The following is a 24,972-nucleotide window of genomic DNA, read 5'->3' as shown; positions in this document are numbered from 1 at the left end:
GGCACCCACTCGCAAAGAGGCTGCCGCCACCGCCGAGGCGCCGTCCCCCGCGGGCGCCCCCGTCGCCCCCGTCGCCCCCGTCGCCCCGCATGCCCCCGCCGCTCCGCATGCCCCCGCCGCTCCGCATGCCCCCGCCGCTCCGCATGCCCCCGCCGCCCCGCATGCCCCCGTCGCCCCGCATGCCCCCGCCGCCGAGAGCCGGCCCGCACCATCGCGGCCGGCCGCCTCACCCCGGACTTCGGAACCGGCACCAGAAGCTCCTGCCGCGGCACGCAGCCAGCAGCCCGCCGCCGCCGCCCGGACTCAGCCACAGCCGGCTCACGCGCCCGCGCCGGCAGCCGCCGCGCCGGCACCCGCCGCGCCGGCACCGCCCGTGGCGCCAGCCCAGCCAGCAGCCAGGCGAGTCCCGCCGTCGCCCGCATCCCGTGGCGGCACCACACCCTCGACGCCCGTAGCCCCCGCTGCAAGGCCGGCTCCGGCACCTTCGACGCCCCAAGCCCCTGCTGCGAGCCCTGGACGGCCGGCGCCCCCAAGCCCGCCCCAGGCTGGCGAAGCGGGTCCCATGCTTTCCTCGTCAGGCAAGCCGATCCCTCCACCTCCGGGCGTTCGCCGCCCGCCGATGTCCGCGTCGGGCAAGCCGATCCCGCCTCCTCCCGGTCGCGGGCCGCGCCCGGCGGGCGCAGGTGCGGGCACCGGCCGCCCATCCGCCCCCGGTGGCGGGCGACCGCCCGCCGGCGCAGGCTTCCGCGGGCCGCGCCAGGGTCCGGCCGGCGGAGGGTTTCGCGGCCCGGCCGGCGCCGGTGCCGGCGGGTTCCGCGGTGGACAGTCTCCGGCAGGTGGGCCCGGTGGCGCCCCGGCCGGTGGTGGAGCGGGCGGCCGCGGGGGTGCCTTCGGCAACCGTGGGCGTCCCGGTGGGCGCCGCCCGGCGCGCCGGCGCCGGCGCAACATCGAGGAGCTCGAAGCTCAGGAGATCACGCACTACACCCCGTCGAACGCGCCCGTCCCCGAGGGAGAGGTCATCGTCGAGCGTGGGTCCACTGCCCAGGAGCTCGGGCCGAAGCTGAACCGCTCGGGCGCGGATGTCGTGCGGTTCCTGTTCCAGCAGGGCGAGATGGTCACGACGACGCAGTCGTTGTCCGACGACATGATCGAGTTGTTCGCCGCTGAGCTCGGCGCCAACATCCGGCTCGTCGACCCGGGCGAGGAGAAGGAAGCCGAGCTGCAGGCCAAGTACTTCGACGACGAAGAAGAGGACGAGTCGCTGCTGCGCCCGCGCCCACCCGTCGTCACGGTGATGGGCCACGTCGACCATGGCAAGACGCTGTTGCTCGACAGGATCCGTGAGACCAACGTCGTCGCCGCCGAGGCGGGCGGCATCACTCAGCACATCGGCGCCTACCAGGTGACCCGCGACGGCCAGCCGATCACCTTCATCGACACTCCGGGTCACGAGGCGTTCACCGCGATGCGGGCGAGGGGTGCAGAAGTCACCGACATCGTCATCCTCGTCGTGGCCGCCGACGACGGAGTGATGCCACAGACCATCGAGGCGATCAACCACGCGAAGGGCGCCGACGTCCCGATCATCGTCGCCATCAACAAGATCGACCGTGACAACGCCGACCCCAACCGGGTGATGCAGCAACTGTCCGATCAGGGTCTGGTCCCCGAGGCTTGGGGCGGCGACACGATCATGGTCGAGATCTCCGCGCTGCAGAATCTGGGAATAGACGACCTGCTCGAGCAGGTGCTCGTCGTCGCCGAGGTGGAAGAGCTGGATGCCAACCCTGAAGGGCGCGCACGCGGCATCGTCCTCGAGGCCAACCTCGATCCCGGTAAGGGTCCCGTCGCTACGGTCATCGTGCAGTCGGGAACACTCCGGGTGTCGGACTCGGTCGTCGCGGGAGCCTCGTGGGGTCGCGTCAAAGCGCTGCTCGACGACACGGGCGACAACGTCAAGGAGGCCACGCCTTCCACGCCGGTCCAGATCCTCGGTTTCGACATCGTTCCCTCGGCCGGTGATGAATTCCGGGTCACGGACAAAGCGAAGACGGCGCGCGACATCGCCGAGCAACGAGAACAGCGCTACCGCGCGGCAGACCAAAGGCGCACCTCGTCCGCGACCGGCACAGGAGCGAAGCTCGAGGACATCTTCGAACAGATCCAGCGCGGCGAGACCGCCACGCTCAACCTCGTCCTCAAAGCAGACACGCAGGGTTCCCTCGAAGCGGTGACCGAGAGTCTCCGCCGCCTCGAGCGCGACGAGGTGAAGCTGGCCTTCATCCACCGCGCGGTAGGGGGGATCACGGAAAACGACGTCACCTTCGCCGCCGCCTCCAATGCCACGATCATCGGCTTCAACGTGCGACCCGACAGGGGAGCGCGCGATCTCGCCGAAACCCACGACGTGGAGATCCGGACCTACGAGATCATCTACAAGCTGATCGAGGACATCGAGAGCGCGATGGTGGGCATGCTGGCCCCCGAATTCGAGGAGGTCATCACCGGCGAGGCGGAGGTACGCGAGATCTTCCGGGTTCCTCGCATCGGCGCCATCGCCGGCTGCTACGTGAGAGACGGTGTGATCACCCGAGGCTCGAAGGTCCGCTTCCTGCGCGACGGCGTGATCATCTGGAAGGGCGTGATCACGTCGCTCAAGCGGTTCAAGGACGACGTGCGCGAGGTCCAGCAGGGCTTCGAGTGTGGTATCGGGCTCTCCAACAACCAGGACCTCCGGCAGGGTGACGTCATCGAGACATTCGAGGAGCGGGAGATCCCCCGCACCTGAGCGGGTAGGGCACGGGCGTGCACGTCGCCTCGGTCACGATGGACCTCCGGCTGCCGGCGGTCCACTCTTTGAAGGAGAAGAGGGCGGTCCTCCGCCCGATCCTCGATGGCGCGCGCCGGCGCTTCGCGGTGGCGGCCGCGGAGGTCGGTTCGCAGGACGCCTGGCAGTCCGCGACGATAGGGATGGCGGCGGTCTCGGGTTCGGCGTATCACGCGGGAGAGGTACTGGACGCGGTGGAGAGGTTCGTGTGGTCGTTTCCGGAGGTGGAGGTGACCTCGACGCTCCGGAACTGGCTGAGTGACGGGGACGACTGACATGGCCGGCCGCAATCGCCGATCCGGCGCGCCGCACACCGCCCGCCAGTACCCGCGAACCGCCAGGATCAACGAAAGCCTTCGCGAGGTCCTGGCGGACGCCCTCGAGCGGATAGAAGACGTCGACGATCGACTGGGGCTCTTGACGATCACCGCGGTCGAGTGCGAACCGGATCTGCGCCATGCAGTGGTCTACCTCTCGTCTTTGGACGACGAGGAGGCAGAGGTTCTTTCCCAAGCGCGCGTCCGCTTGCAGGCGGCGATCTCTTCTCAGGTGAGGTTGAAGCGGACGCCCCAGTTGCGTTTCGTGGCCGACCCCGCGGTGTCGGCGGGCCAGCGCGTGGACGACATCCTGAGATCGATCGCCCCTCCGACTGTTGAGCCGGATCCGACGGAGGAGAGGTGATCGACGGTCTAGCGGTCGTCGACAAGCCGGCGGGGATGACGAGCCACGACGTCGTGGCGCGCTGCCGCAAGATCTTCGATCAGAAGCGGGTGGGCCATGCCGGCACACTCGATCCCGATGCCACCGGCGTCCTCCTCGTGGGCCTCGGGCGTGCCACGCGGCTGATGCAGTTCATGACCGGTCTCGCCAAGTCGTACGAGGCGGAGATATCCCTCGGCGTCTCCACCTCCACCCTCGATGCTGCCGGCGAGGTGACCGGCGAGTGGGATATGTCGGGAGTGACATTGGAACAGGTGCGTGAAGCCGCCGCCCGACTGACTGGCGGGATCTTGCAGTTGCCACCGATGGTCTCGGCGGTCAAGGTAGGGGGCCGGCGGCTGCACACCTTGGCGCGCGCGGGGATCGAGGTGGAACGCCAGCCGAGACCGGTCACGGTGTACCGGTTCGAGGTCCAGTCGCTGAGAGCGGGCATCGCACGCGCGACGATCGAGTGCTCCTCGGGGACCTACGTAAGGGTGCTAGCCGCCGATCTCGGTGAGATGCTCGGAGGCGGCGCGCACGTGGGCTCGCTTCGCCGGACAGCCGTCGGACCGTGGACGTCCGACGAAGCGACACCTCTCGACTCCCTCGACGAGTCGTCGGTGAAGCCGCCGGCGCTGTGCCTTCCGTGGCTGCACCAGGTCGTAGTAGCGGACGACGTCGCCGCCCAGGTGGCCAACGGCCGGGTGCTCGCCTGCGGCGAACTAGGTGTATCCGGCGAGGGGCCCTGGACCGTTGTCGACGAGGAGGGGGAGCTTCTCGCCGTCTACCAACCGCACGCCGGTGGCACGGCCAAGCCTGCGGTCGTGCTGCCCTCCGCGGCCTGACCACCCGACCCGGCGGTCTGCCAGGCGGGGCACACATTCGACGCATCCTGCGGGGGCACCGTAACCTGGTTTGCCGATGGAGATCCTCCACCACCCGGGTGACTGCTCCGTGGGCCGTGCGTGCGCGGTGACGATCGGCGCGTACGACGGGGTTCATATCGGGCACCGCCTCGTCATCGACCGGGTCCGCAGAGTCGCTGCCGAACAGGGCCTGGCCTCTGCGGTCGTCACGTTCGACCAGCACCCGGCCGCAGTGGTGCGCCCCGAATCGGCTCCCAAGGTTCTCACGGACCTACCCCAGAAGCTCGAGCTTCTCGCGTTGACGAAGGTCGACTACGTGGTGGTGGTCCACTTCGACCAGGAGCGTTCCGAGGAGTCAGCGGAGGATTTCGTCCGTGAGGTCCTCGCCGGGTGCCTGTCGGTGCGGGCGATCATCGTCGGCCACGACTTCCACTTCGGTTACAAGCGCCGGGGCAACGTGCCGATGCTCCAGGACCTCGGTGCCGAGCTCGGGTTCGACGTGACCGGGATCAGGCTCCTGCCGGACGAGCCGGGCGGCGACGCGGTCTCGTCCACGAGAATCCGGAACCTCCTTGCGGCCGGCTCCGTCGGCGAGGCTGCGGCGCTGCTCGGGCGCCCCCACCAGGTGCGCGGCATCGTGGCGGTGGGCGACGCCCGCGGACGCGAGCTCGGTTTCCCGACCGCAAACGTCGCTCTTCCCAGCGAGATCGCCCTTCCATCCGATGGTGTGTACGCCGGTTGGTACTACCGCCCCGACGGGGCCCGCCGGCCTGCCGCGCTGTCCCTCGGCCGGCGTCCGACGTTCTACGAGAACGCCGAGCTGTCGCTGCTCGAGGCGCACCTGCTCGACTTCGACGGGGACCTGTACGGTGAGGAAGCGCGGGTCGAGTTCGTGGCTCACCTCCGGCCGCAGGCCAAGTTCGAGTCGATCCACGAGCTCATCGATCAGATGGTGCGCGACGTCGCTACTACCCGCCACGTGCTCGGAGTCGCCGAGGTCGACTGAGCTCCGGCTGTCGCGCTAGCGGAAGGCCTCGCCGCGGGCGACTATCCCTGCTTCCTCGAACTCCGGCGGGAGCGCCAGAGGGCGTCGCAGCGTGAGCCACAGCCGCAGGAGCTCGCGCCGCTCGGCAGGGTCGGGACCGTCTTCATAAGCGGTGCGCGAGTGGAGGATCAGGTGGTTGTTGAGCACCTGGATGTCGCCGGGTTGGAAGTCCATCGACACGGCGAACCTCGGGTCGCAGGACAGCTCGTCGAAGAGATCGAGGGCTTCGACTTGCTGAGGTGTCAGCACCGGGATCCCCCGCCCTCGCTGGGCTGATTCGATGTGGGCGCGCCCGTAGTACACGGCGAGCTGCCCACCTTTCGACCAGCCGAACACCGGACATGCGAAGAAGCTGGACGACTGGTCTGCCTTGCGCCGATCGAACCAGAAGGGGCGGTGCAGCACCTCGGCGAGGTCGGGTCGCCGGCGGGCGATCTCGTCGTGGATCGCGACGCCGCTCACGATCATGCTGGCTCCGCCGCGCCACGCAGGGCGCAGGCAGAGGAGGCCGACCAGGTCGGATGAGTCGGAGTGGAAATCGAGCCTGTCGCGGGTCTGGTAGCCGCGGACGGTTGGGTCGGAGAAGCTCTTGCCTTCGTCTGTGACGCTGACGAGGAGGTCGCCGGCCTCATTCTGCCGGATGGGGATGCCGAGGTGCTCCCCGATGCCCCAGTAGAGGACGCATGCCTCTTGCCTGGTCAGCTCTCCGACAGGCATGCCGCGCAGGAGAGCAAAGCCGTGGCCGTCGACGACGTCGTCCAGGACGCCTAGCAGCCGCTCCGACAGCGTCGGCAGCATGAAGTCGTCCCGCGTCAGGTTGCCGACTCCCTTGCCCGAAGCCAACGCCGACCTCGTCGCTGCGACCAGCTCCTGAACCTGTGCGGAGTCGAACTCGTGAACCCACGAGCGGTCCGATCTCACTGTCTCGGAATCCCAGGCGGAGGGGCCGCCGGCGAGTCGCACGGCTGTCAGCTCCTCGAGGGAACGGTCCCGCGCCATGGAAGGGGCGCGATCGGGTCGCCGCCGAGGACGGTCCAGCGCGCGTCGAGTCGCCGCGCCGAGATCGAGTGGCCGGCCGCGTCTGGAAGCTGATCCTCATCCTCGAGCAGCTCGAAGACGCTCAGGTGGGCGGCACCGCCGACCTCGACACGACCGAAGCCCTCGTCCCACAATCCGAGTGTCCGCGCCGGAGAAACCGTGGCCAGGCGGACCACCTCTTCGAGCGGGACCCCGAGCGCCACCAGCTTCGACATGGTTGTCAGCAAATCGAAGACGGGACCGTTCCAGTTGCGGTAGCTGGTATCGGAGCAGACGATGTCGGGCAGGAAGCCCTGTTCGATCGCGGGGCGGGCGACCTCGAAGCTGAAGTTGCTCTTCCCGTGGGCGCACTCGAACAGCACCCCCCGGCCCCTGGCGTCCCAGACGGCGTCTGACACCTCGCCGTCCTCGAGGATGTTGTTCTCCTTGCCGGTGTAGCAGTGCGCCACCACGTCGCCGGGACGGAGAAGGGTCAGTATGTCCTTGAGGGGTGCTGCGGTCTCGCCAATGTGGACCATGAGAGGCAGTCTCGCCTCCTCCCCGACCTCCACGGCTTTCGTCAGCAGCTCGAGGCACTGCTGCCCGACCACGTCGGTCGACAGGCGGATCTTCAGTCCCCTGACGATGTCGGGATGCGCCGACGCCACGGCTACTGCGTCCTCGCCGACGAGCGTCGCCGGGTTGAGCAGCTCCCCGAACCGGAAGTCGATGAGCCCCAGTACGGAGACGTTGAGAAAAGACAAGACCCTCGTGCGCGATGCGTCCGCAACATGGTGCTTGAAGGCGGCGAACGTAGAGGCACCTGCCGTACCGGCGTCGCAAGCGGCGACCACACCTCTTCTGAGATGAGCTTCGTCTACCGGCGCGCCGACCTTCGACACCTCCGAGAAGATGTGCGTGTGGCTGTCAATCAGTCCGGGGGAGACGAACGCGCCCTCGCAGTCCAGCACCCTTGCCGCGGTCGCGTCCATGGCGGGAGCGATGGCGGTGATGGTGGAACCGTCGACCGCGATGTCGGCCTTGCGCGACTCGCCGGCGGAGGGATCTATCAACGTCCCGCCCCGCAGCAGGAGGTCGTGGTGCGATGTCATGTCTGCTTGTTCTCCTTGTAAGCGGGTGAGAAGAGCTCGCGGCGGACCGCTCCGGCAAGGAGGGCCAGGTCCGAGCTCATGGTGATGTACCGGGCGCCGTGCGCCGTCAGTCGGTCGGCCGCGATGGAGTTGGATGCCCATCCGCCGAGCACGGTCGGGGGGCCGGCGGCCGCGACGGCGCCGGCGATGCGTCCCACAACTTCGTCGACCGCCGGGTCGTCCGGACCGCGGACCCCGAGGTCGACCGCCAGGTCGGTCGTGCCGGCGAACGCGACATCGGTGCCTGCGAGGATCGTGGAAAGGGGATCGTCGGTCTTGGCGGTCTCGATCTGGACGACTACGAGCGGCCCATCTTGCGTCCTGGCCAGGTGCTCGGAGACGCTCTCGCTGCCATAGCCGGCAGCGGGGTGGGAGAGGCTCAGGCTGCGCCTGCCCGCGGGCGGAAACCGGCAGGCGGCCAGCAACTCTTCCACCTGCCCGCGTCGGGTGACCGTGGACAGCTGGATCCCGGCGGCACCCGCTTCCAGCAAGCGGTTTATCAGCCCGGAGTCGACCGACGGCAGGCGCACGACAGCGGGCAACCCGAGGGCGGCCGCATGGCGTACCAGACCCCGCGCCTGGGCGTCCGACAGCTGGCTGTGTTCGAGGTCGACGACCACCGCGTCGATTCCGGCGCCGCGGAGCAGGTCGATGACTTCCAGCGCTGCGAGCTTGACGAACGTGCTGTGCACCGTGGCCCCCGAAGCGAGCAGCGCTCGGAGCCTCGCAGCAGGGGTTTCGCTCATGCGATCGCCCCAGTGGCGACGCCAGCGAGTCTCGCGGGCGGGCCGATCACGTTGCTCACGAGCGGCGGCAAATGGCCGACCCGGACTTCGATCGTGTCGCCCGCGGCCAGGTATCGTCCCGTCTCGTCACCGGTGCCAGCCGGCGTGCCGGTCAACACCAGGTCTCCGGGGCGGAGCAGGACATAGCGGGACAGGAGCGAGACGAGATCCGCTATCGGGATGAGCATGCCGTCACTGGTGTCCTCCTGGCGGAGCTCGCCTGCCACGTGAGTGGTGATGGGAATCCCGTTCACATCTCCCGGATCGTCGACGCACGCCATCGCGCTGCCGAGCTGACCGAACCCCGGGAAGCTCTTCGCGATCGACGGGCTGCCGGATCGGCGCATCACGTCGCGGGCTGTCACGTCGTTGGCGGCGAGGTAACCGGCGATTCCCTCGCCTGCCTCAGCCAGTCCGGCGTCGTGCAAGGACGCGCCGATCATCACGGCTATCTCGCCCTCGTAGTCGACACAGTCGGGTGCGGCCGCGGGTATCGCGATCGGAGAGCCGGTTCCCCGAAACGACGAGGGCGCCTTGACGAACAACACCGGTTCGTCAGGTTGGGGCCTCCCGGTTGCGAGCTGTTTGGAGCGGTAGTTCATACCCACGCCCCACACTGACGCCCCAGCGGCCAGCATCGAATCCTCGGCTGCCTGGCCGGGCGGGAACCTCCGGCGTACGGCACACGATTCGAGCGCCTCCATACCTGCCCTGCGGCCGTGCTCCGACAACAGCGCGGCGACGGAAGGCTGTGGCAGGTCGAGCTCGCTTATGGACCCGTCCGGCTCGAGGCGGCCCACCCCGCCCGCCAGTGCGACCAGGTTCATGAGTCAGGAACCGGTTGGTCGGATGCAGCCCCCATCCACTCGACGAGGTGCGCCAGGTCCGACCTGGCTGGGGCGAAGACATCGAGGTTCTCGACGGTCTGGTCGCCCACCGGCTCGATCCAGTGGGTGACTCCGGCCGGTATGAGCAGCAGTGACCCCGGGCCGACCCGGTGGGCGTCGTCGCCCACGTGGTAGACCGCCTCGCCCGAGATGATGCATGCGATCTGGTCGAATCCCTCGTGGCTGTGGGGCCCTGGCTGCATGACCGGCTCGATCTCGTTCATGACGAGGAGCACCTCGTCGGTCCCGAAGGCCTTGCGCGACACCCCGGGGCGCACGGTCTCCGAGGGGATGGCCGACCAGTTGGCCACCACGGGCCGTTCGCCGCCCTCACCCACTGCAACCCCCCTTGCCCATCCTCCGCCGGCATGACCTCGTCGCCGGCAGCTTGTCTTGCTCTGCGAGATCGTTTCTCGCAGAGCGAGTCTGCCCCTCTGAGCAGCGGTCTGTCAAGGATGAAGGGAAGCCCCTGACACGATCCACCATACGTTACGCTTCACTAGACGCCGTCTTGCAGAGCAGGACGCCCTTCCCGGGCTTGTGGGGGTGAGATGAAGCTGACCGACGTCACGCCGGTAACCGTCACGGTCGACGACGAGCGCGGCCCGATCTCGTACTGCTTCGTGCGCGTCTCATCCGACTCCGGCCTGGTCGGCTGGGGTGAGGCATGCGACAGCTACGGGTGCACCTACGCCGGGGTCGTGGCCGAGACGATCCTCCAGGCCTTCGCGCCCCTGGTGCTCGGCGAAGAACTCGACTCGGTGGAGCGGATCGTGGCGCGCATGGAGTCGCACACCCGGCGCCGGCTCGGCTTGGGGGGCGTCACGGCCCTGGCGCGCTCGGCCGTTGAGACAGCCATGTGGGACCTGGCCGCCCAGGAAGCCGCCCGGCCGCTCAGCGGGTTGCTCGGCAGGGTTCGCGACAGCGTCGAGGTTTACGCTTCGACCGGCTTTCTGGAGGAGTGCGACGCACAAGCGCAGGTCCAGCGCCTGCTCCCGCTACTCGACCGGGGCGTGGCGCGGGTAAAGGTCCGCATAGGGCCTTCGTGGCGCGACGACCTCGAGAAGCTCCGAGAACTCCGCCGGCGACTGGGAACCGATGTCGAGATCATGGTCGACGGCAGCGAGACCTTCACCGAACCGACAGCCGTGCAAATAGCGCACAATCTGAAGCAGTTGGACGTGGGATGGTTCGAGGAGCCGCTTGTCCAGGAAGCGCCGGCGGGCATCGAGCGGCTGGCGTCCGCGTGCACGGTGCCGCTCGCGTACGGCGAGCACCTGTTCACGGCGGGTCAGGCTCTCGAGATGCTGCAACGGTGCCGCATATCGGTCCTGCAGCCCGACGCTACGACCTGCGGGATCATCGCGGCCCGGGCGATGGTCACGGCGGCCGGCCAGTTCGCGGTCATGGTCGTGCCTCACATCTGCGCCGGACCGCTCGCCGTGGCAGCCAACCTACACCTGGCTGCTTCGTCATCGAGGATTCGCCTCGTCGAGTACCCGTTCGACCAGGCGCCCTTCTGGGAGATGCTGGCACCCGGATCAAAGCTCGGCGTCGACAGGATCGAGGGCGGCAAGCTGCCAGTCCCGGACCTACCCGGCATCGGTGTTGTCCTCGACGAGCAGGCCGCCGCAGCACACCCGTTCCGGCAACCCGGTGAACGCGTCGCAGGTCACCGCTCGGGGCTCGCCGACCGCTTCGCCGGAGACGTCTGACAGGAGAATCGCAATGCAGACCGCAGCCGACCGATCCAAGTTCGAACCCTTCAGTGGCCCGAAGGGCGCGAGGATGTCCGACTTCAGCCCCGAGTACCTCGCATACCTGGACCGCTGGGTCCAGGACGACCTCACCTACGTGCCGGAGCGGCTACTGACATTGCTGCGCATGCTCGAGTTGCAGTGGGAGGGGATGGAAGTCAACCAACTCCAGCATTCCTTGCAGACCGCCGCACTGGCGGAGCGTTCCGGCGCTGGTGACGAGCTCGTCGCGGCCGCGCTACTGCACGACATCGGCAAGGTCGTGTCCAACTCCAATCATCCGAGCATCTCCGCCGAGATCATCAGGCCGTGGGTGAGCGACGACGTTCACTGGATCGTGAAAGTGCACCAGGACTTTCAGGGTTCGCACTACTTCGCCCTCATGGGAGTGGACCCGATGATCCGGCGGCGCTACGTCGGCCACCCTGCCTACGGTCTCGCGGAGCAGTTCGTCGACGAGTGGGACAATGCCGCGTTCGATCCGAACATGGACACGCCACCGCTCGAACACTTCGAGCCTCTGGTACGGGACATGTTCTCGCGCGCGCCTCGCCGCCCCGATCATTGGAAGCCCGCCGCTCCGTGATCCGGCACATGTTGATGTTCCGCTTGAAGGCGGACGTGGATCCCGAGTCGTGCGACGCGATGCTCTCGGAGCTTGCCGGTTTCCCCCTGCGCTTCCACGCGATGAGAAACTTCGCGTTGGGCCGCAACGCAAGCAAACGAGACGACCGGTTCACCCATGCAATGACCGTCGAGTTCCAGACCTGGTCCGAGCTCGACTCATACCTGTCGAGCGCGGAGCACGAACAGTTCGTCGCCGAGAAGTTCAGGCCACTGATCGACGAGCGCGCCATCGCGAGCATCGAAGACAGCTCTGCGCCGACCGGCTAGCAGCCGAGATACGACCGGGCTGCCTCCGACCAGATCTCGCAGAAGAGCCCCAGATCGGCTATCCGCACTCCCTCGAGCCGGGGGTCGCGGCGGTGCCTGAGCATCTCGGGGCCGACCCTGACGGTCGGCACACCCAGTGAGCGGAGGAGTGCCCCGTCGGTCGAGCCCCTCCAGCCCGTCACCTCGCGCAGGGGTAGCCGGCGTTGCCAGGCCGCGTTGACGGATTCGACGAGGGGGTGGGACGGTTCGGTCCGGCCCGCCGGGAGCGACCCGTATGCAGTGACGCCGACTGTCAACGAACCCAGCTCCGCATCCGAGCGCAGGTGTTCATCGAGCGATTCGGTCACGGCCGCGTCATCGTCGCCTGGAACCGTAACGACGTACAGGTAGAGCCTCGCCGTGTCGGGCAGCAGGTCCGGCTTGGACGGTGAGCCCGCCTGCAACGCGCCGAGTGTCACTTCGGCACCGGCTTGGCCTTGCCGGCTGAGCCGCTCGGCGAGGTAGAGGTTCCTCCAGCTCTCGATGCTGCGGATCACCGTCGCTGCGGCCGCGGGCGCGCCCGCGAGCTGCCCTCCAGAGGGGCGCGCGAGCGCCGGCCCGAACTCCTCGCGCACCGATACGGCGATGTAGAGGCTGCCGGGTTCCTCCCACAGGGGAGCCGGGGCGCCGCCCTTGGGGGAAAGCACCGCACCAGGGCGGAACCCCGAGTCGAGCGCTGCCTTGACACCGGCGCCCATCTTGGGATGCATCGGGCCGTGTGCTGAGACGGGCCAGGGCGGGGGAGCCCGGTGGGTGCCTCCCGAAGCGATCAGCGCGCCCAAGCGTCCGGGTCCGGCCAGCTCGCGCAACGACGCCACCACGGCGAGCCCCGCCGCGCTCGGCGCCAGGGCGACACCGATCCCGGCACCCCAGAGGATGTCACCGTCAGAGGAGGGTCCTGGCGGGGGGGAAGCTTCGGAGACGAGAAAGGTGTCGTCCCACGGACCGAGCCTCAAGGACGTGTCCAGGTGGCCGTAGAACGCGAGCTCTGGCCCGTCGTCCGGCCCGATCAGCACGTTGGCACCGAACTGGCCGACGTGCTGCACCCGAGCCGGTAGTGAGCGGTCGACGGCCCAGTTGCAGACCGCTTGTGCGATCTGGATCTCTGGCTGGCCTGCCTCGGTGCGCTGAGCCAGGTCGAGCGCGAGCTCGACAGCCCCGGCGACGTCGACCGGGGGCACGGGCCTAGAAGCCGGCCCAGTCGTCGGCCGCCGGCCGCCAGATGTCGATGTTGCGAGGGTCGAGGGTCATGCGGCGCGGCTCGTGCGTTTCGTGCTGCACGGGATCGAGCACGACGTGCCCGTCGCACAACTCGATGCGGGGGCCGTGCCGGGGATCGAAGAGGTAGGTGGCAATCGAACCCGACGCTGAGTGGTTCATCATGTCCGCGGGCAGATCGACCTTCTTGTACAGCGCCCGCGCTCTCCGGCGCATCATCTCGTCGAAGTTGGCCATCAGGAAACAGATGTGTGCAACGAAGAACTTGCTGTCGCGACGCAGGGCGAGGCTGTGATGGTAGCGATTCTCACTCCGGAGAAACGACGTCGATCCGACGATGTGATCGGAGGCGAGGAACCCGAGCACCCGCGTGTAGAACTCCAGGGACTCGTCGAAGCGATCGGTCGAGAGGAACGGGTGCACGATATCGGTGGGAGGCATCTCGACGTCGGGAGCAACGGCGAACTCCTCGAACCCGACCATCAGCTCGACGACGAAACCGTTGGGGTCGGTCACGGCGAAGCCTTCGCTGCACAGACCTTTGACCGATGCGTCGATCGGCCCGACCTGGCAGCCGGCGGCGGTGACCCGGTCGTGCAGTGAATGAAGCACAGCCGGGCTCTCGACGGTGAAGCCGGCGGCGGCCGTCCATGCCTCGTGCCTGCCGGGCGCCGGGACGAGCTCGAGGCAGTGGTGCGGCCGCCCGAAGCGGAGGAACACGCTGTCGCCGTGGGTGCCCGCCCGCGCGAGCCCCACGTGGTACTCGTACCACGCGGTCGAGGCGTCGATGTCGGGCACCTGGATCCGGGCGTAGGCAAGACCGTGAGGCCCTCTGGGCCGGGTGGCATCGGGCATGTTCGGCGTCATCGGTTCGTCCTTCAAAGTATGAAGCTCAACCGGCTGCCCGGCTTGAGCTGGTCTCCGGCGATCAGCGAACGGCGGCGGCGGAAGCGCAGACCTTCTGGGGTGTGTGCGAGCAGGTGGTCGTACCAACCAAGGTAGGGGTCGACGTGGCGGTCGCGGACCCGGTGGACGGTGAAGGAGGCCCGAACCCTGGCGAAGCCTTCGCCGGCGGGGAACACGAGGATGTTGGTGATCTGGCGGTGCGTGACCGAACGGGGCTGCTCGGAGTGGGCGTTGCGGCTCTGCAACCGCTGGACGCGCACTTTCAGCAGCTCGTGGTCATCGGCGATGAAATACTGCGCCTCGGTGGCGGGCAGATCGCCGGCGTCGGGGGTCGGGATCTCGTAGGTTCCTTCCGGGAGGAAAAGACCGAGCCAGTCGTCGAGCAGCCACTGGTCCAGCATCAGCGCTTCGCTGTAGAGGAACTCTTCCGCCTGTTGTCGCGAGAGGGCCGTCTCAATGCCTGTTGCGCTCATCGCGCCACCGCCGATCCCACTGCGGTATGCCATTGCCGCCAGAAGCTGCGGATGGCCGATTCATCGATCGAGCGCGACACCGTGCCTCCGAGGATCTCGTCATGGGGGAGACCGGCGAGCTCGTCGGCGAGGCCCCGGGAGATGTCGTTCCAGTCGACGCCGGGCCGCTCGTCGCCGGCGGTTGCTTCGACGCCCCGCTGTATGGCTTCGTAGGCCTCGATGTCGTCAGGTGTCGCGAGGCCGCCAGGGCCGACGAACGACACCAGCATCTTCAGCCTGAGCTCCCGGGCCGATGCCGGTTCGCCGACAGGCGCGAGCTCCCAGGCGCGCACGTCGGTACGCCCCGGTGACACCGGTTCGAGCTGCCGTATCGATAGGGCCTCGATGTCGAACAGCAGCAGGTTGGGAAAGACGTAGAGGATCCGGCTCGTCTCTGCGATGCGCCGTCCGCGCTCCTCGCCGACACGGGCGAACAGCTCCTGGCGGTTGGTATCAGTTCGAGCCCTTTCCTCATCGCCGAAGCGCGGCTCCCACTGGAGCCCGACGCGGCCCGAGTGACCTGATTGCACGAGAACGCTGTGGCCGCCGCCGAGGACGACAGCCTTGCCCCCTTCGTCTGTAGTGGTGAAGCCCGTCTCGCGCAGCCAGGCGACGAACGTCGCATGGGTGGGGCCGAAGTGGTACCCGTCCATCGCGTTCTCGACGGCCAGCTTCCAGTTACCCCGGACGCTGTAGCGCTGCGTTCCCGGCAGCACTTCCATCCCTTCGGCGCAGTGCTCGGCGACCATCGCGATGTAGTCGCCGGCTACCCCGAGGTGGTCGGCGAGCGGTGCGGCGGCCGGGTCGAAGCAGACGAAGATGAAGCCGCGGAAGTTCTCGACCAGGGGGACGGTCCGCAGCCCCGACCGTGCCTTGAAGGCCTCGCCCGGTGGGTACGCCCCTTCGTCGGGGAGGGAGACCAGCTGCCCGGAGTTCGAAAACGACCAGGCGTGGTAGAAGCACTTGAAATACCGCGCGTTGCCCTCGCACTGGCGGGCCAGCACCGTTCCGCGATGAGGACAGCTGTTGAAGTACACCCGGATCTCCCCCTGCTCGTCGCGCACGACGAGGAGGTCGCGACCACCGACGATCCGTGTCTTGTAGTCCCCGCGCTCGGGGATCTCGCTCTGGTGGGCCAGGTACAACCACTGGTGGCCCCACAGCTGCTGCATCTCGGCGTCGAAGACGGCCTGCGATCGGAACGCCGAGCGGTGCACCCGGAAGGTCGGCTCGCCGGCGTCCTCCTCGATCCAATGTCCGCCCGCGCGCACGCCCGCGCGGTCCACAATCGTCACGGCTGCCTCCCCGCCGCCACCTCGCGGCTCATGGCGTCACGCTACAGCAAACCCGATTGGTCCACCATAGCGAGCTAACATCTCGCTATCCAAGACGCCCTTCCCAGCAGCCCAGACCTGCTCGTCACCGGTGGCGACGTGGTGACGATGGACCGCGACCGGCGCGTTCTGTGCGGCGGTGCGGTCGCCGTCGCGGGGTCGACGATCCTCGAGGTGGGTTCCACGTCGGAGCTTCGAAGGCGGTGGCCGGGTGTCGCCGAGCTCGACGCTGGAGGGGCTGTCGTCACTCCCGGGCTCATAAATGCCCATCAACACCACACGGGCGACCCGCTGCTACGCAGCTGCATCCCCGACGACCTCGCCCCGGGCGAGTCGATCTTCTCGTGGTCGATCCCTATACACGGGCATCACGGACCCGAGGACGACGAGCTCTCGGCCACCCTCGTCGCAGCCGAATGTGCCCGAAACGGCGTCACCACCGTGATCGAGGCCGGCACCGTCGCACACCCCGTTCGCGCTGCGGCGGGGATGACTGCGGTCGGGGTGCGCGGTGCCATTGGCACCTGGGGGTGGGACGTCGACGGCCTTCCCTACAGCGCGCCCGTGGAAGAGGTTCTCGCCCGGCAGAGGGAGGTACTCGACGCGTTTCCGCCTGGCGGGACCGTCGCCGGTTGGGTGACGCTCGTCGGGCACAGCCTCGCTTCAGATGAACTGCTTGCCGGAGCCGCGGAACTCGCGAGAGAGCGCAAGACGAACATGACGATGCATCTCTCGCCGACGCGGTCGGACCCTGAGATATACCTCGAACGGCACGGGCGCCGGCCCGTGACGCACCTGGAGCATCTCGGGGTTCTCGGGCGGCACCTACTGATCGCACACGGCGTCTGGATCGACGACGAAGAGGTTGCGGCCCTCCTGCGGACCGGGACGGCGGTCGCTTACTGCCCGTGGGCCTACCTGCGGCTGGGGCAGGGCGTGACCGGGCACGGGCGCCACGCGGAGCTGTTCAAGTCAGGCGGCAGGATCGCTCTCGGCTGCGACGCCTCCAATGCCGGTGACCAGGCGGACATCCTCAGAGCCGCCGCCCTTGCGGTTGGACTGGCGAAGGACGTACGCGAGGACCCGACCTGGTTCAGCGCGGCGGACGGGTTCGAGATGGCCACGTGCCGTGGGGCCGAGGCGGTCGGGCTCGGCGACATAGTGGGTTCCCTCGAGGCCGGCAAGCAGGCCGATCTCGTCATCTTCGAACCCACCAGTGCGGCTTGCAGCCCCCGCGGCGAGACCGCTTTACAACTCGTCTGGTCGGCCGACGGGCGCTGTGTCCGTGACGTGATGGTCGCGGGCAAGATGATCGTCCGTCACGGGCGCTGTCTAGGGGTGGACGAGGAGTCCGCTCTGGTGGAAGCGGAGAAGCAGCGGCGGTTCCTGCTCGAAAGGGCCGGCATCACCATCCCGCACCGCTGGCCCCACCTAGACGCCCGCTGACATCCCGCTGCCACCCGGACGGCGGCGCTGGGAAGCGTCGTCGAGGGCGGGCGGTCGCCAGCCGGAGTCCGCCGGGTTGATCGTGTGGCCGGGGGGTACGAGCGCGTCGATTGCATCGAGCAGCTCCGGATCGAGGGTGATGTCCGGGGCTGCGATCTGCGAGGTGAGCTGGTCGAGCGTGCGCGGGCCGATGATGGAAGCTGTCACAGCCGGATGGTTCAGAGTGAACGCCAAGGCCATGTGGGAAAGACTCATACCCGCCTGCTCCGCGAGCTTCGCAAGGCTCTCGGCGAGCTCGAGCTTGCGTTCGCTGACGGGCTTTCCGTAGTCGATGTGATCGGGCTCCCTCGCCGCTCTCGACCCGGGAGGGGGTTCGGCGCCGCGGCGGTACTTGCCTGTGAGCCAGCCGCCGTTGAGGGGTGCCCACACCATCACGCCGAGCTGCATCCGCTGGCAGGCGGGCAGCACGTCCGCCTCGATGCTTCTCGCGAAGATCGAATATGGCGGCTGCTCGGTAGCGGGGCGCACCAGCTGTCTCTTCTCGGCGGCCCATTGCGCTTCGACCAGGAGATCCGCCGGGAAGGTCGAAGTCCCGACAGCGAGCACCTTGCCCTGCCGCACGAGATCGTCGAGGGTCTCGAGCGACTCGGATATGTCCGTCTCGGGATCGGGTCGGTGAAGCTGGTAGAGGTCGAGATGGTCGGTCCGAAGCCGGCGCAAGCTCGCTTCGACCTCCCGCACGATCCACCTCCGGCTGTTACCGCTCATGTTGAGCCCCGGGCCCATGGCGTTGTTGACCTTGGACGCGAGGACCACTTCGTCGCGGCGGGATCCCAGGATCTCCCCGAGGATCTGTTCCGACTCGCCGAACGCGTAGACGTCGGCGGTATCGACGAAGTTGACTCCCGCGTCGAGGGCCGCGTCGAGCATCCGGCGGCACTCCTCGAGCGTGGTCTTCCCCCAAGCCCCGAACATCATGGTGCCCAGGCACAAGACGCTCACCTTGATCCCGGTCCGTCCCAAAATGCGATATTGCATCCCGTCCTCCGAGCCGACGTATGATGGGGGAGTCTCGCAGAGACCCGGCAACCTCGCCAGGGTGCCTGGTCGACGGTTGATGAGGCCGACCCAGCAGGGAGGACGACATGGCCAAACAGCTGACAGCGCCACGGTGGACTCACGTGGCACTACCGGTGAGCGATCTAGAGCGATCGATCGAGTTCTACACGACGTTGACGCCGCTGGTGGTCGTCGCCAGAAACAAAGACGAGAACGGGCAGGGCGCCTGGCTGTCGAATGACCAACAGGTCGAGACGCCGTTCGTTCTGGTGCTCTCACAGCTCATCCCGGATGTCGGGCGCCAGTTCGGCATAGAGCCGGGCCAGGAGGTGCCCACCCTGGCGCCGTTCGCGCACATCGGCATCGAGCTGCCGAATAAGGAAGACGTCGACAACATGGCCGATCGTGCGAGGCAGATGGGCGTCCTGATGTGGGAGCCCCGCCAGATGCCGGAGCACATCGGATACATCTGCGCCGCACGGGATCCCGACGGCAACGTGATCGAGTTCTCCTGGAACCAGAAGGTCTACACGAAGATCCAGGAGCTCTGGGGAGAGCCCGAGACGGCCGCTGCCAGCTGACCTCCGCTCGATGCCCGACCTCAGCACCAGGGAGGTTGTCGAGGGGTACATAGATGCGCTCAACGGAGGCGAACCCGAGGCCATCGCCGCATGGGTGGCCGAGGACTTTGTCAACGAGCACACGTCGTCGCTCGGCCACAGCTTGACCGGCCGCGACAGCTACCGGGAGCGGCTGCGAACCTTCCTCGCGCAGTTCCGGAACCTCCACTACGAGCTGGAGGACCTGATCGTCGACGGTTCACGCGCGGCCGCCCCGTACCTGATGACCTTCCGGTGGCGGGGGGAGGGCACCGACCCGGTTCCGGTTCGGATCCGGGGCATGTTCCGTTTCGAGGTCGCGGGAGGCCTCGTCGCGAGACGAGTCGACTACTGGGACAGCGCTGAATTCGAACGCCAGGTCAACGGGTCCGGCCGCTGAGGCTCAGACCGTCGGCCACTTGGAGCGATCCGGCAGCCCGGTGCGGGCCACGAGCGCCTCGGCCCGCTCCTGAACTCTGTCGTAGAGACGATCCTCGTCGATCGTCGTGAGACGGTATGCCTCGACCAGCACCTTGCCGTCGACCATCACGGTGTGGACGCCGCGCCCATCCGCCGCCCATACGAGCTGGTTCGCCACGTTGAGAAGCGGTGTCCACTCAGGCCGGTTGCGGTCGTGTAGCACCAGGTCCGCCCGCTTTCCCGGCTCGATCGAGCCGATCTCGTCCTCGGCGAGCAGCGCCTTAGCGCCTCCGAGGGTCGCCATCTCGTAGGCGACCTCGGCAGGGAACATGGTGGGGTCCCGCCGGGCGTCCTTGAACAGCCCGGCGACGAGATAGGTGGCGCGCATCATGTCCGAGTAATTGGACGCGTTGTTTCCGTCGGTCCCGATGGTGAGGTTGATGCCGGCCGCCTTCATCTCGGGCATGCGCCCGATCTGGGTGACGCCGTAGGAGACCTTCAACGCGGTGGTGGGGCAGTGCGCGACGCTACAGCCGTGCTGCGCGAGCAAGGAGATCTCCGAGTCGTCGACGTGCACGCAATGCACGAGCACCGCGTTGGCGCCGAGCACACCGATGGAGGACAGGTGCTCGACCGGACGCTGGCCGAACTGCGCCAGGAAGCCCTCGGGGTCCATCGCCGCGGGCGACATGTGAAAGTTGAGACCGGTGCCGTGGCGCCGGGCCGCGTCTGCGGCCGCGCGCCACAGCTCGTCGCTGCACGTCGTGTGCCCCACGATCATCGACCACGCCTGGATGCGGCCGCCGGCGACGTGGCGGTGGCGTCGGAGGGTCGACTCGACGTTGGCGATCGCCTCCTGCGTGGTCTGCCGGTAGACCTCCGGCTCGGGGGGGATATCCCAGATCCACTTGCCCACCCTCGCCCGGATGCCGACCTCGACAAGGGCGTCGACCACCGCATCGACGTACTGGACCGTGCCGGCTTCCAAGAACGCGGTGCACCCAGACTTCAAGAGCTCCGCCGAAGCCAGCTGCGCCGAAACGCGCTCGTCGTCCTCGTCCTGCGCGGCGTAGAGAGGACAAAGCCACGCGAACACGTTCTCCTCGAAAGGTGTGTCGTCTGGAACGAACCCGCGGGTGATCGGCTCACCGGTTACGTGGATGTGGGTGTTCACCATCCCGGGGGTCAACACGAAGCGAGGACCACCGATCGTCTGTCTCGCCTGGTAGCGGTCGGCTATCTCTGCTCTCTTTCCGACCGCCACGATGTCACGTCCTCTCACAGCGACGGCGCCGTCTACGAGCACGTCCCTCGTCGGGTTCATCGTGACGACGTGGGACGCCTCGATGACGAAGTCGACTTCCTCGCTCATGACGCTTCCTCCGGAATGGATGGCTCGGACGCCGAGCGTGCCTTACGGGCGGTCATGACTTCCTGACCGGGGATCAGCTGGTGTTCCTCGACGCCGACCAGGCCCGCCGCTTCGAACCAGCCCCGGTGCTCGGAGCGAGTCGACGTCCTTCCCTCCGTGGTCGCCGCCATCATCGTCAGGCCCAGGAGCAAGGAGTTGACGGGGCCGCTGCGATCGTCGTCGACGAAGTAGTCCGCCACGACGAGCGTTCCTCCGGGAGCCAGTGCAGCGGCGGCTCGAGAGACCAGACCAGGTGCACGGTCGCCTTCGGCGCGCAGGATGTGACCCAGCACCACGACGTCGAACCCTTCGGGATCTACGGGAACTTCCCAATAGTCGCCGGCGATCAGTTCGAAGCGATCGCCGAGTGCGTGCTCCGCTACCTCGGCACGAGCCGCGGGCAGGACGGCAGGCAGGTCGATGGCGACGGCTCTCGCGGCCTGGAAGGCTTCGAGCAACGCGATGCTCCACGGGGCGGCTCCTGCACCGAGGTCGAGAACCGCTCTCGCAGCGGGAAGACGCGAGGCGAGGACCTTTGCGGCCGCGTACTGGGTCGGGAACGTCGCCTGGACTAGCGCAGCGTAGAAGGCGGCGTCCGCGGGACCCGGCGGGTCGGCTCCGCGCATGGTTGACGCGAGAGCCGGCCAGTTCTGCCAAGGTCCCGGCGACCGAAGCAGCAGATCGGTCATCGAACGTTCGGCCCCCGAGACCAGGAACGCCCGGGCGGTGTCACTGATGCGGTATCGGTCGTCCGGGCCTCGCTCGAGCAGCCCGGAGGCGACCAGCACGTCGGCGAGCGATCGAAGTCGAGACACGGCGCAGCCGGCGCGGGATGCAAGCGCTGCCACCGTCGCAGGGGACTCGGCCAGGGCGTCGAACACGCCGAGTTCGACGCCGGCGACAGCCGCCCAGTAGAACTGGTAACCGGCGATCGTCGCCCACACCGGCGCGGGAGTCAGGACCGTGTCGGGTTCGCCCGGTGTTCCCGGCCGGGGCGCTTTCACAGCCGTAGGAGGATCTTGCCCATCGCCTCGCCGGATTCCATTCGTGCCTGGGCCTGCGCTGCTTCGTCGAGGCCGAATTCGGTGTCTATCACCGCTACGAACCTCTCTCCCCAGTAGAAGTCGAGCATCTCTGCAAATCCGGTGTACGAATAAGGCTCCACGCCGAGCAGGCTGATGCCGAAGTGGTAGGCGTAGGGAAGATCGATCGCCGCCTCCCTGCCCGTGGTGGACCCGCAGAAGACCAGCCGCCCTCTTGGTTTCAGGGCGAACAGCGACCGGCCGAACAACGCCGGGCCGACATGGTCGAACACCACGTCGACGCCGCGCCCGCCGGTGGCCTCACGAGCGTGCTTCACGAAGTCGTCGCTGCGGTTGTTCACACCAAGGTCTGCGCCGAGCTTGCGAGCCAGGTCCAGCTTGCGCTCCGACCCGGCGGTCGCGAGCACCTTGGCACCGACGCGCTTCGCAAGCTGGATCGCCGCTGTGCTGACCCCGCTCGCAGCGGCGTGTATCAACACCCACTCGCCTGGGCGCACCTGGCCGCGGACCACCAGTGCCTGCCAGGCGGTCGACCAGATCGTCGGCACTGTCGCAGCTTCCTCGAAGGACACGTGGTCGGGGATCGGGTGGACGTGGCTGGCGGGGACGGTACAGAGCTCCGCGTAGCCCCCCGGATGGTTGCCGCCGATCACCCGCGTCGCTGGGCAGAACGGATCCTCGCCGCGCTCGCACCATTCGCAGGTCCCGCAATGGAGAGCCGGGTTGAGGAGAACACGGTCGCCCTCGCTCACCGAGCGGACGCCGTCCCCGAGCTCGGCCACCTCTCCGACGACGTCCATGCCGGCTATGTGCGGAAGCTGGAAGTGCGGCAGGAGCGCAGGCCCTTCGCGCTGAATCACGTCGAGGCGGTTGAGCGTGGTCGCGCGAACCCTGACGAGCACCTCACCGGCGGCCGGCCGGGGATCGGGAACTTCCTTGACCTGGAGTTGATCGAGTCCGCCGAAGCCGACCTGGACGGCGGCTTTCACGCGGCTCCTCTCTCGAATGGCTGGCCGAGTGCTGCCGGCTGTCTGAGACGCTTGGCGAAGAAGCACATGGCGATGAGAGCGAGCAGGTATGGCGAGGCGATGAGCAGCTGCGGGTTGATCGTGTAGCCGAGCGCCGGCAGCGCGAGTCGCAGCGCGTCGACACCTCCGAAGATGAAGCACCCTGCTGCCAACCCGCGGAGGGTCCAGCCTCCGAATATGACCGCTGCTATGACTATGAAGCCTCGCCCGGCGGTCATGTCGCTGTTGAACGTGCCCACTTCTCCCACCGAGAGGTAGGCGCCTCCGAGCCCGGCCAGCAGGCCGCAGATCACGAGGCCCTGCCGGCGCCTGCGGTTCACGTGGATCCCGGTCACGTCCGCGGCCTTGGGATTTTCGCCCACCACCCTCATCTCGAGTCCCCACCTGCTGCGCTGCACCACCCACCAGACCAGCGGGACCAGGCCGTACAGGAGGAAGAACGGCCAGCGTTCCGAGAAGAGCGGCTTGCCGATGATCGGTATGCGAGACAGCCCCGGGATGGTGAGGATGCCCACCTGCCGGGGAGTCATCTGGATCTTCTCGAGCAGATAGTTGGTTATGCCGAGAGCCAGCACGTTGAGGGTCAGGCCGACGACGAAGGTGTTGGCCTGCAGGCGGTGACTGAACTGGCCGTGGATTATTCCGACCAGCAGGCCCGCGCCGATTCCCCAGAGGAGGCCGATCGCGGCGCTGTGGCACACCGAAGAGCCGACTGCGCCGCCGTAGGCGCCTGACAGCATCATCGCCTCCACTGAAATGTTCAGCGTGCCGGCGCGCTCGGCTATGTACTCGCCGAGGCCGGCGAACAGCAGCGGCGCGGTGAGGCGCATCGCGCTCGCCAGGATGGTGGTGATGTCGTGGTTCATGACGCCTCCGCCGCAGCAACCGCCTGCTCGGAGCGCTTGAGCCGGTAGCGCCTCAGAGCCATCAACGCCGGAGGGAACACCGCCGCCAGCACCAGCAGCGCCTCGACGATGTTCACCAGGTCGGTCGGCACCCCTGTCGTCTCGAGGAACCCACCGCCGGCCTGGAGGGCTCCGAAGAGGAACGCGACGGGGACGGCCACAGCCGGCCGGTTCCTCGCGACCAGAGCCACGAGCAGGCCGTTCCACCCGAAGTTGTTCGAGAAGGTAGGAGTGATCCGGTACGCCTGCCCCGTGAGCATGATCGAGCCGGCGAGACCGGCGCACGCTCCCGATATGACGATCGCGGCACCACCGAACAAGACCGCGCTCACCCCGATGCGGCGGGCGACGACCGGGTTGAAGCCGAGCACCTTCAGCCTGTAGCCCCAGGTCGTGCGCGTGGCGATGGTCCCGAGGAGCACTGCGACGGCCACGGCGATGATCAGCCCGGTGCCGAAGTTGAAGTTCGGGTACTGGCCGATGTGGGGTAGCTGCACCTTGGAGGAGAGCTGGTCCGACTCGGTCAGCGTCGCTCCACCCGAGCCGTGCTCCTGAAGGAACGTCGGAGAGCTCAACGCGTACGACAGAAGCTGCCCCGCGACGAAGATGAGCAGCAAAGAGCTGATCACCACGTCGACCCCGCGCCAGAACTTCAGCAAGGCGACGATGCCCGCCCAGATCGCACCGCCGGCGGTTCCGGCCAGCAGGGCGAGGATCAGCACCAATGGTCCCGACGGGTGCACCTTCAGCGCCACGAACGCGGCACACATGGCACCGATGGTGAGCTGGCCCTCCTGACCGATGTTGAAGAAGCCCGCCCTGACCGTCACGATGGTCCCCGCCGCCACGATGAGCAACGGGGCCATGTTGTCGAGCGTGTACCCGAGTGAGCCCCAACTCCGGACGCTGCCGTCGAACATCGCAGTGAAGACCTTGGACGGCGAGCCGTGCGTGACCGCCACCAGCACAGCGGAAAGACCGAAGCCCACCGCGATCGACACGACGTAGAGAAGAATCGTCTTGAATCGCGGGGAGGTCCACCACTGCCCGCGCGGCTGTACGCCCGAGCCGTCGCCGGCGGCTCCAGCTGGAGCGGTCGCCCTTGGCGCGGGGAGCACGGT

At 67.9% G+C, this 24,972-nt stretch carries 27 protein-coding genes; 11 read left to right on the top strand and 16 right to left on the bottom strand.

Annotation, left to right across the window (positions count from 1 at the left end; translation table 11 throughout):
* Nucleotides 1–318: 318 nt before the first annotated feature.
* The gene (locus VNF71_05530; protein HVA74006.1) at nucleotides 319–564 is read right to left on the bottom strand and encodes a hypothetical protein; all 246 of its coding nucleotides are present in this window, start codon (nucleotides 562–564) and stop codon (nucleotides 319–321) included.
* Between VNF71_05530 and infB the strand changes: the two genes are divergently transcribed.
* From infB to VNF71_05505, 5 genes are all read left to right on the top strand, one after another.
* On the top strand, nucleotides 563–2,788 hold the full coding sequence (infB, locus tag VNF71_05525; GenBank protein HVA74005.1) for a translation initiation factor IF-2: 2,226 nt from the start codon (nucleotides 563–565) through the stop codon (nucleotides 2,786–2,788). The genes VNF71_05530 and infB overlap by 2 nt on opposite strands.
* A gap of 17 nt (nucleotides 2,789–2,805) precedes the next feature.
* The gene (locus VNF71_05520; protein ID HVA74004.1) at nucleotides 2,806–3,102 is read left to right on the top strand and encodes a DUF503 domain-containing protein; all 297 of its coding nucleotides are present in this window, start codon (nucleotides 2,806–2,808) and stop codon (nucleotides 3,100–3,102) included.
* A 1-nt stretch (nucleotide 3,103) separates the two neighbouring features.
* Complete coding sequence (gene rbfA / locus VNF71_05515; GenBank protein HVA74003.1) at nucleotides 3,104–3,508, top strand: 30S ribosome-binding factor RbfA; 405 nt, start codon at nucleotides 3,104–3,106, stop codon at nucleotides 3,506–3,508.
* Nucleotides 3,505–4,374: a tRNA pseudouridine(55) synthase TruB gene (gene truB, locus VNF71_05510; GenBank protein ID HVA74002.1), complete on the top strand. Its 870-nt coding sequence runs from the start codon at nucleotides 3,505–3,507 to the stop codon at nucleotides 4,372–4,374. The genes rbfA and truB overlap by 4 nt, the downstream gene beginning before the upstream one ends.
* Nucleotides 4,375–4,450: 76 nt before the next feature.
* On the top strand, nucleotides 4,451–5,401 hold the full coding sequence (locus tag VNF71_05505) for a bifunctional riboflavin kinase/FAD synthetase (protein HVA74001.1): 951 nt from the start codon (nucleotides 4,451–4,453) through the stop codon (nucleotides 5,399–5,401).
* A 15-nt stretch (nucleotides 5,402–5,416) separates the two neighbouring features.
* On the opposite strand, the gene VNF71_05500 is transcribed toward VNF71_05505, so the two are convergent.
* From VNF71_05500 to VNF71_05480, 5 genes are read right to left on the bottom strand one after another with little or no spacing between them, the layout of a single operon-like run.
* Nucleotides 5,417–6,439, bottom strand: a complete 1,023-nt coding sequence (locus tag VNF71_05500) for a TauD/TfdA family dioxygenase (GenBank protein ID HVA74000.1) — start codon at nucleotides 6,437–6,439, stop codon at nucleotides 5,417–5,419.
* Nucleotides 6,409–7,569 (bottom strand): amidohydrolase/deacetylase family metallohydrolase, encoded by a 1,161-nt coding sequence (locus VNF71_05495; protein HVA73999.1) that lies wholly within the window; start codon nucleotides 7,567–7,569, stop codon nucleotides 6,409–6,411. Before VNF71_05495 ends, VNF71_05500 begins: the two co-directional genes overlap by 31 nt.
* Nucleotides 7,566–8,354, bottom strand: coding sequence for an aldolase/citrate lyase family protein (locus VNF71_05490; protein HVA73998.1), 789 nt, complete (start codon nucleotides 8,352–8,354; stop codon nucleotides 7,566–7,568). The genes VNF71_05495 and VNF71_05490 overlap by 4 nt, the downstream gene beginning before the upstream one ends.
* Complete coding sequence (locus VNF71_05485) at nucleotides 8,351–9,220, bottom strand: fumarylacetoacetate hydrolase family protein (protein HVA73997.1); 870 nt, start codon at nucleotides 9,218–9,220, stop codon at nucleotides 8,351–8,353. The genes VNF71_05490 and VNF71_05485 overlap by 4 nt, the downstream gene beginning before the upstream one ends.
* Nucleotides 9,217–9,618, bottom strand: a complete 402-nt coding sequence (locus VNF71_05480) for a cupin domain-containing protein (protein HVA73996.1) — start codon at nucleotides 9,616–9,618, stop codon at nucleotides 9,217–9,219. The genes VNF71_05485 and VNF71_05480 overlap by 4 nt, the downstream gene beginning before the upstream one ends.
* Nucleotides 9,619–9,831: 213 nt before the next feature.
* On the opposite strand from VNF71_05480, the gene VNF71_05475 reads away from it, so the two are divergent.
* The 3 genes from VNF71_05475 to VNF71_05465 are packed head-to-tail and all read left to right on the top strand — an operon-like array spanning nucleotide 9,832 to nucleotide 11,931.
* Complete coding sequence (locus VNF71_05475; protein HVA73995.1) at nucleotides 9,832–10,995, top strand: mandelate racemase/muconate lactonizing enzyme family protein; 1,164 nt, start codon at nucleotides 9,832–9,834, stop codon at nucleotides 10,993–10,995.
* A gap of 13 nt (nucleotides 10,996–11,008) precedes the next feature.
* Complete coding sequence (locus VNF71_05470; protein ID HVA73994.1) at nucleotides 11,009–11,623, top strand: HD domain-containing protein; 615 nt, start codon at nucleotides 11,009–11,011, stop codon at nucleotides 11,621–11,623.
* Entirely contained in the window at nucleotides 11,620–11,931 is a 312-nt protein-coding gene (locus tag VNF71_05465; GenBank protein HVA73993.1) for a Dabb family protein, read from the top strand. Before VNF71_05470 ends, VNF71_05465 begins: the two co-directional genes overlap by 4 nt.
* On the opposite strand, the gene VNF71_05460 is transcribed toward VNF71_05465, so the two are convergent.
* Genes VNF71_05460 through VNF71_05445 form a run of 4 tightly spaced genes read right to left on the bottom strand, consistent with a single transcriptional unit; the run spans nucleotide 11,928 to nucleotide 15,901 of the window.
* Nucleotides 11,928–13,151 carry a hypothetical protein gene (locus VNF71_05460; protein ID HVA73992.1) on the bottom strand — a complete coding sequence of 408 codons (1,224 nt, stop codon included), beginning with the start codon at nucleotides 13,149–13,151 and terminating at the stop codon, nucleotides 11,928–11,930. The genes VNF71_05465 and VNF71_05460 overlap by 4 nt on opposite strands.
* 4 nt (nucleotides 13,152–13,155) lie before the next feature.
* Nucleotides 13,156–14,055, bottom strand: coding sequence for a VOC family protein (locus tag VNF71_05455; GenBank protein HVA73991.1), 900 nt, complete (start codon nucleotides 14,053–14,055; stop codon nucleotides 13,156–13,158).
* An 11-nt stretch (nucleotides 14,056–14,066) separates the two neighbouring features.
* Nucleotides 14,067–14,600, bottom strand: coding sequence for an aromatic-ring-hydroxylating dioxygenase subunit beta (locus VNF71_05450; GenBank protein HVA73990.1), 534 nt, complete (start codon nucleotides 14,598–14,600; stop codon nucleotides 14,067–14,069).
* Nucleotides 14,564–15,901 (bottom strand): aromatic ring-hydroxylating dioxygenase subunit alpha, encoded by a 1,338-nt coding sequence (locus VNF71_05445; GenBank protein ID HVA73989.1) that lies wholly within the window; start codon nucleotides 15,899–15,901, stop codon nucleotides 14,564–14,566. The genes VNF71_05450 and VNF71_05445 overlap by 37 nt, the downstream gene beginning before the upstream one ends.
* A 147-nt stretch (nucleotides 15,902–16,048) precedes the next feature.
* On the opposite strand from VNF71_05445, the gene VNF71_05440 reads away from it, so the two are divergent.
* On the top strand, nucleotides 16,049–17,386 hold the full coding sequence (locus VNF71_05440) for an amidohydrolase family protein (GenBank protein ID HVA73988.1): 1,338 nt from the start codon (nucleotides 16,049–16,051) through the stop codon (nucleotides 17,384–17,386).
* Here VNF71_05440 and VNF71_05435 read toward each other — a convergent pair.
* Complete coding sequence (locus VNF71_05435) at nucleotides 17,372–18,424, bottom strand: aldo/keto reductase (GenBank protein ID HVA73987.1); 1,053 nt, start codon at nucleotides 18,422–18,424, stop codon at nucleotides 17,372–17,374. The two genes, VNF71_05440 and VNF71_05435, sit on opposite strands and share 15 nt — an antisense overlap.
* A 107-nt stretch (nucleotides 18,425–18,531) precedes the next feature.
* Between VNF71_05435 and VNF71_05430 the strand changes: the two genes are divergently transcribed.
* Together VNF71_05430 and VNF71_05425 are read left to right on the top strand one after the other, a co-directional pair.
* Nucleotides 18,532–19,026, top strand: a complete 495-nt coding sequence (locus VNF71_05430; protein HVA73986.1) for a VOC family protein — start codon at nucleotides 18,532–18,534, stop codon at nucleotides 19,024–19,026.
* Nucleotides 19,027–19,036: 10 nt separating this feature from the next.
* Nucleotides 19,037–19,444, top strand: coding sequence for a nuclear transport factor 2 family protein (locus tag VNF71_05425; protein ID HVA73985.1), 408 nt, complete (start codon nucleotides 19,037–19,039; stop codon nucleotides 19,442–19,444).
* 3 nt (nucleotides 19,445–19,447) lie between these two features.
* Here the strand turns inward: VNF71_05425 and VNF71_05420 are convergent, their stop codons facing one another.
* Genes VNF71_05420 through VNF71_05400 form a run of 5 tightly spaced genes read right to left on the bottom strand, consistent with a single transcriptional unit; the run spans nucleotide 19,448 to nucleotide 24,969 of the window.
* Nucleotides 19,448–20,836 (bottom strand): amidohydrolase family protein, encoded by a 1,389-nt coding sequence (locus VNF71_05420; protein ID HVA73984.1) that lies wholly within the window; start codon nucleotides 20,834–20,836, stop codon nucleotides 19,448–19,450.
* Complete coding sequence (locus VNF71_05415) at nucleotides 20,833–21,879, bottom strand: class I SAM-dependent methyltransferase (GenBank protein ID HVA73983.1); 1,047 nt, start codon at nucleotides 21,877–21,879, stop codon at nucleotides 20,833–20,835. Before VNF71_05415 ends, VNF71_05420 begins: the two co-directional genes overlap by 4 nt.
* Nucleotides 21,876–22,907: a zinc-binding dehydrogenase gene (locus VNF71_05410; GenBank protein ID HVA73982.1), complete on the bottom strand. Its 1,032-nt coding sequence runs from the start codon at nucleotides 22,905–22,907 to the stop codon at nucleotides 21,876–21,878. Before VNF71_05410 ends, VNF71_05415 begins: the two co-directional genes overlap by 4 nt.
* Nucleotides 22,904–23,812, bottom strand: coding sequence for an ABC transporter permease (locus tag VNF71_05405; protein ID HVA73981.1), 909 nt, complete (start codon nucleotides 23,810–23,812; stop codon nucleotides 22,904–22,906). Before VNF71_05405 ends, VNF71_05410 begins: the two co-directional genes overlap by 4 nt.
* A complete protein-coding gene (locus tag VNF71_05400; GenBank protein HVA73980.1) occupies nucleotides 23,809–24,969 on the bottom strand; it encodes an ABC transporter permease in 1,161 nt (386 codons plus the stop codon). Before VNF71_05400 ends, VNF71_05405 begins: the two co-directional genes overlap by 4 nt.
* Nucleotides 24,970–24,972: the final 3 nt, after the last annotated feature.

It is taken from the genome of Acidimicrobiales bacterium (assembly GCA_035533095.1).
Classification (GTDB): domain Bacteria; phylum Actinomycetota; class Acidimicrobiia; order Acidimicrobiales; family Palsa-688; genus DATLUM01.
This window is presented reverse-complemented; position numbering and strand designations above follow the sequence as displayed.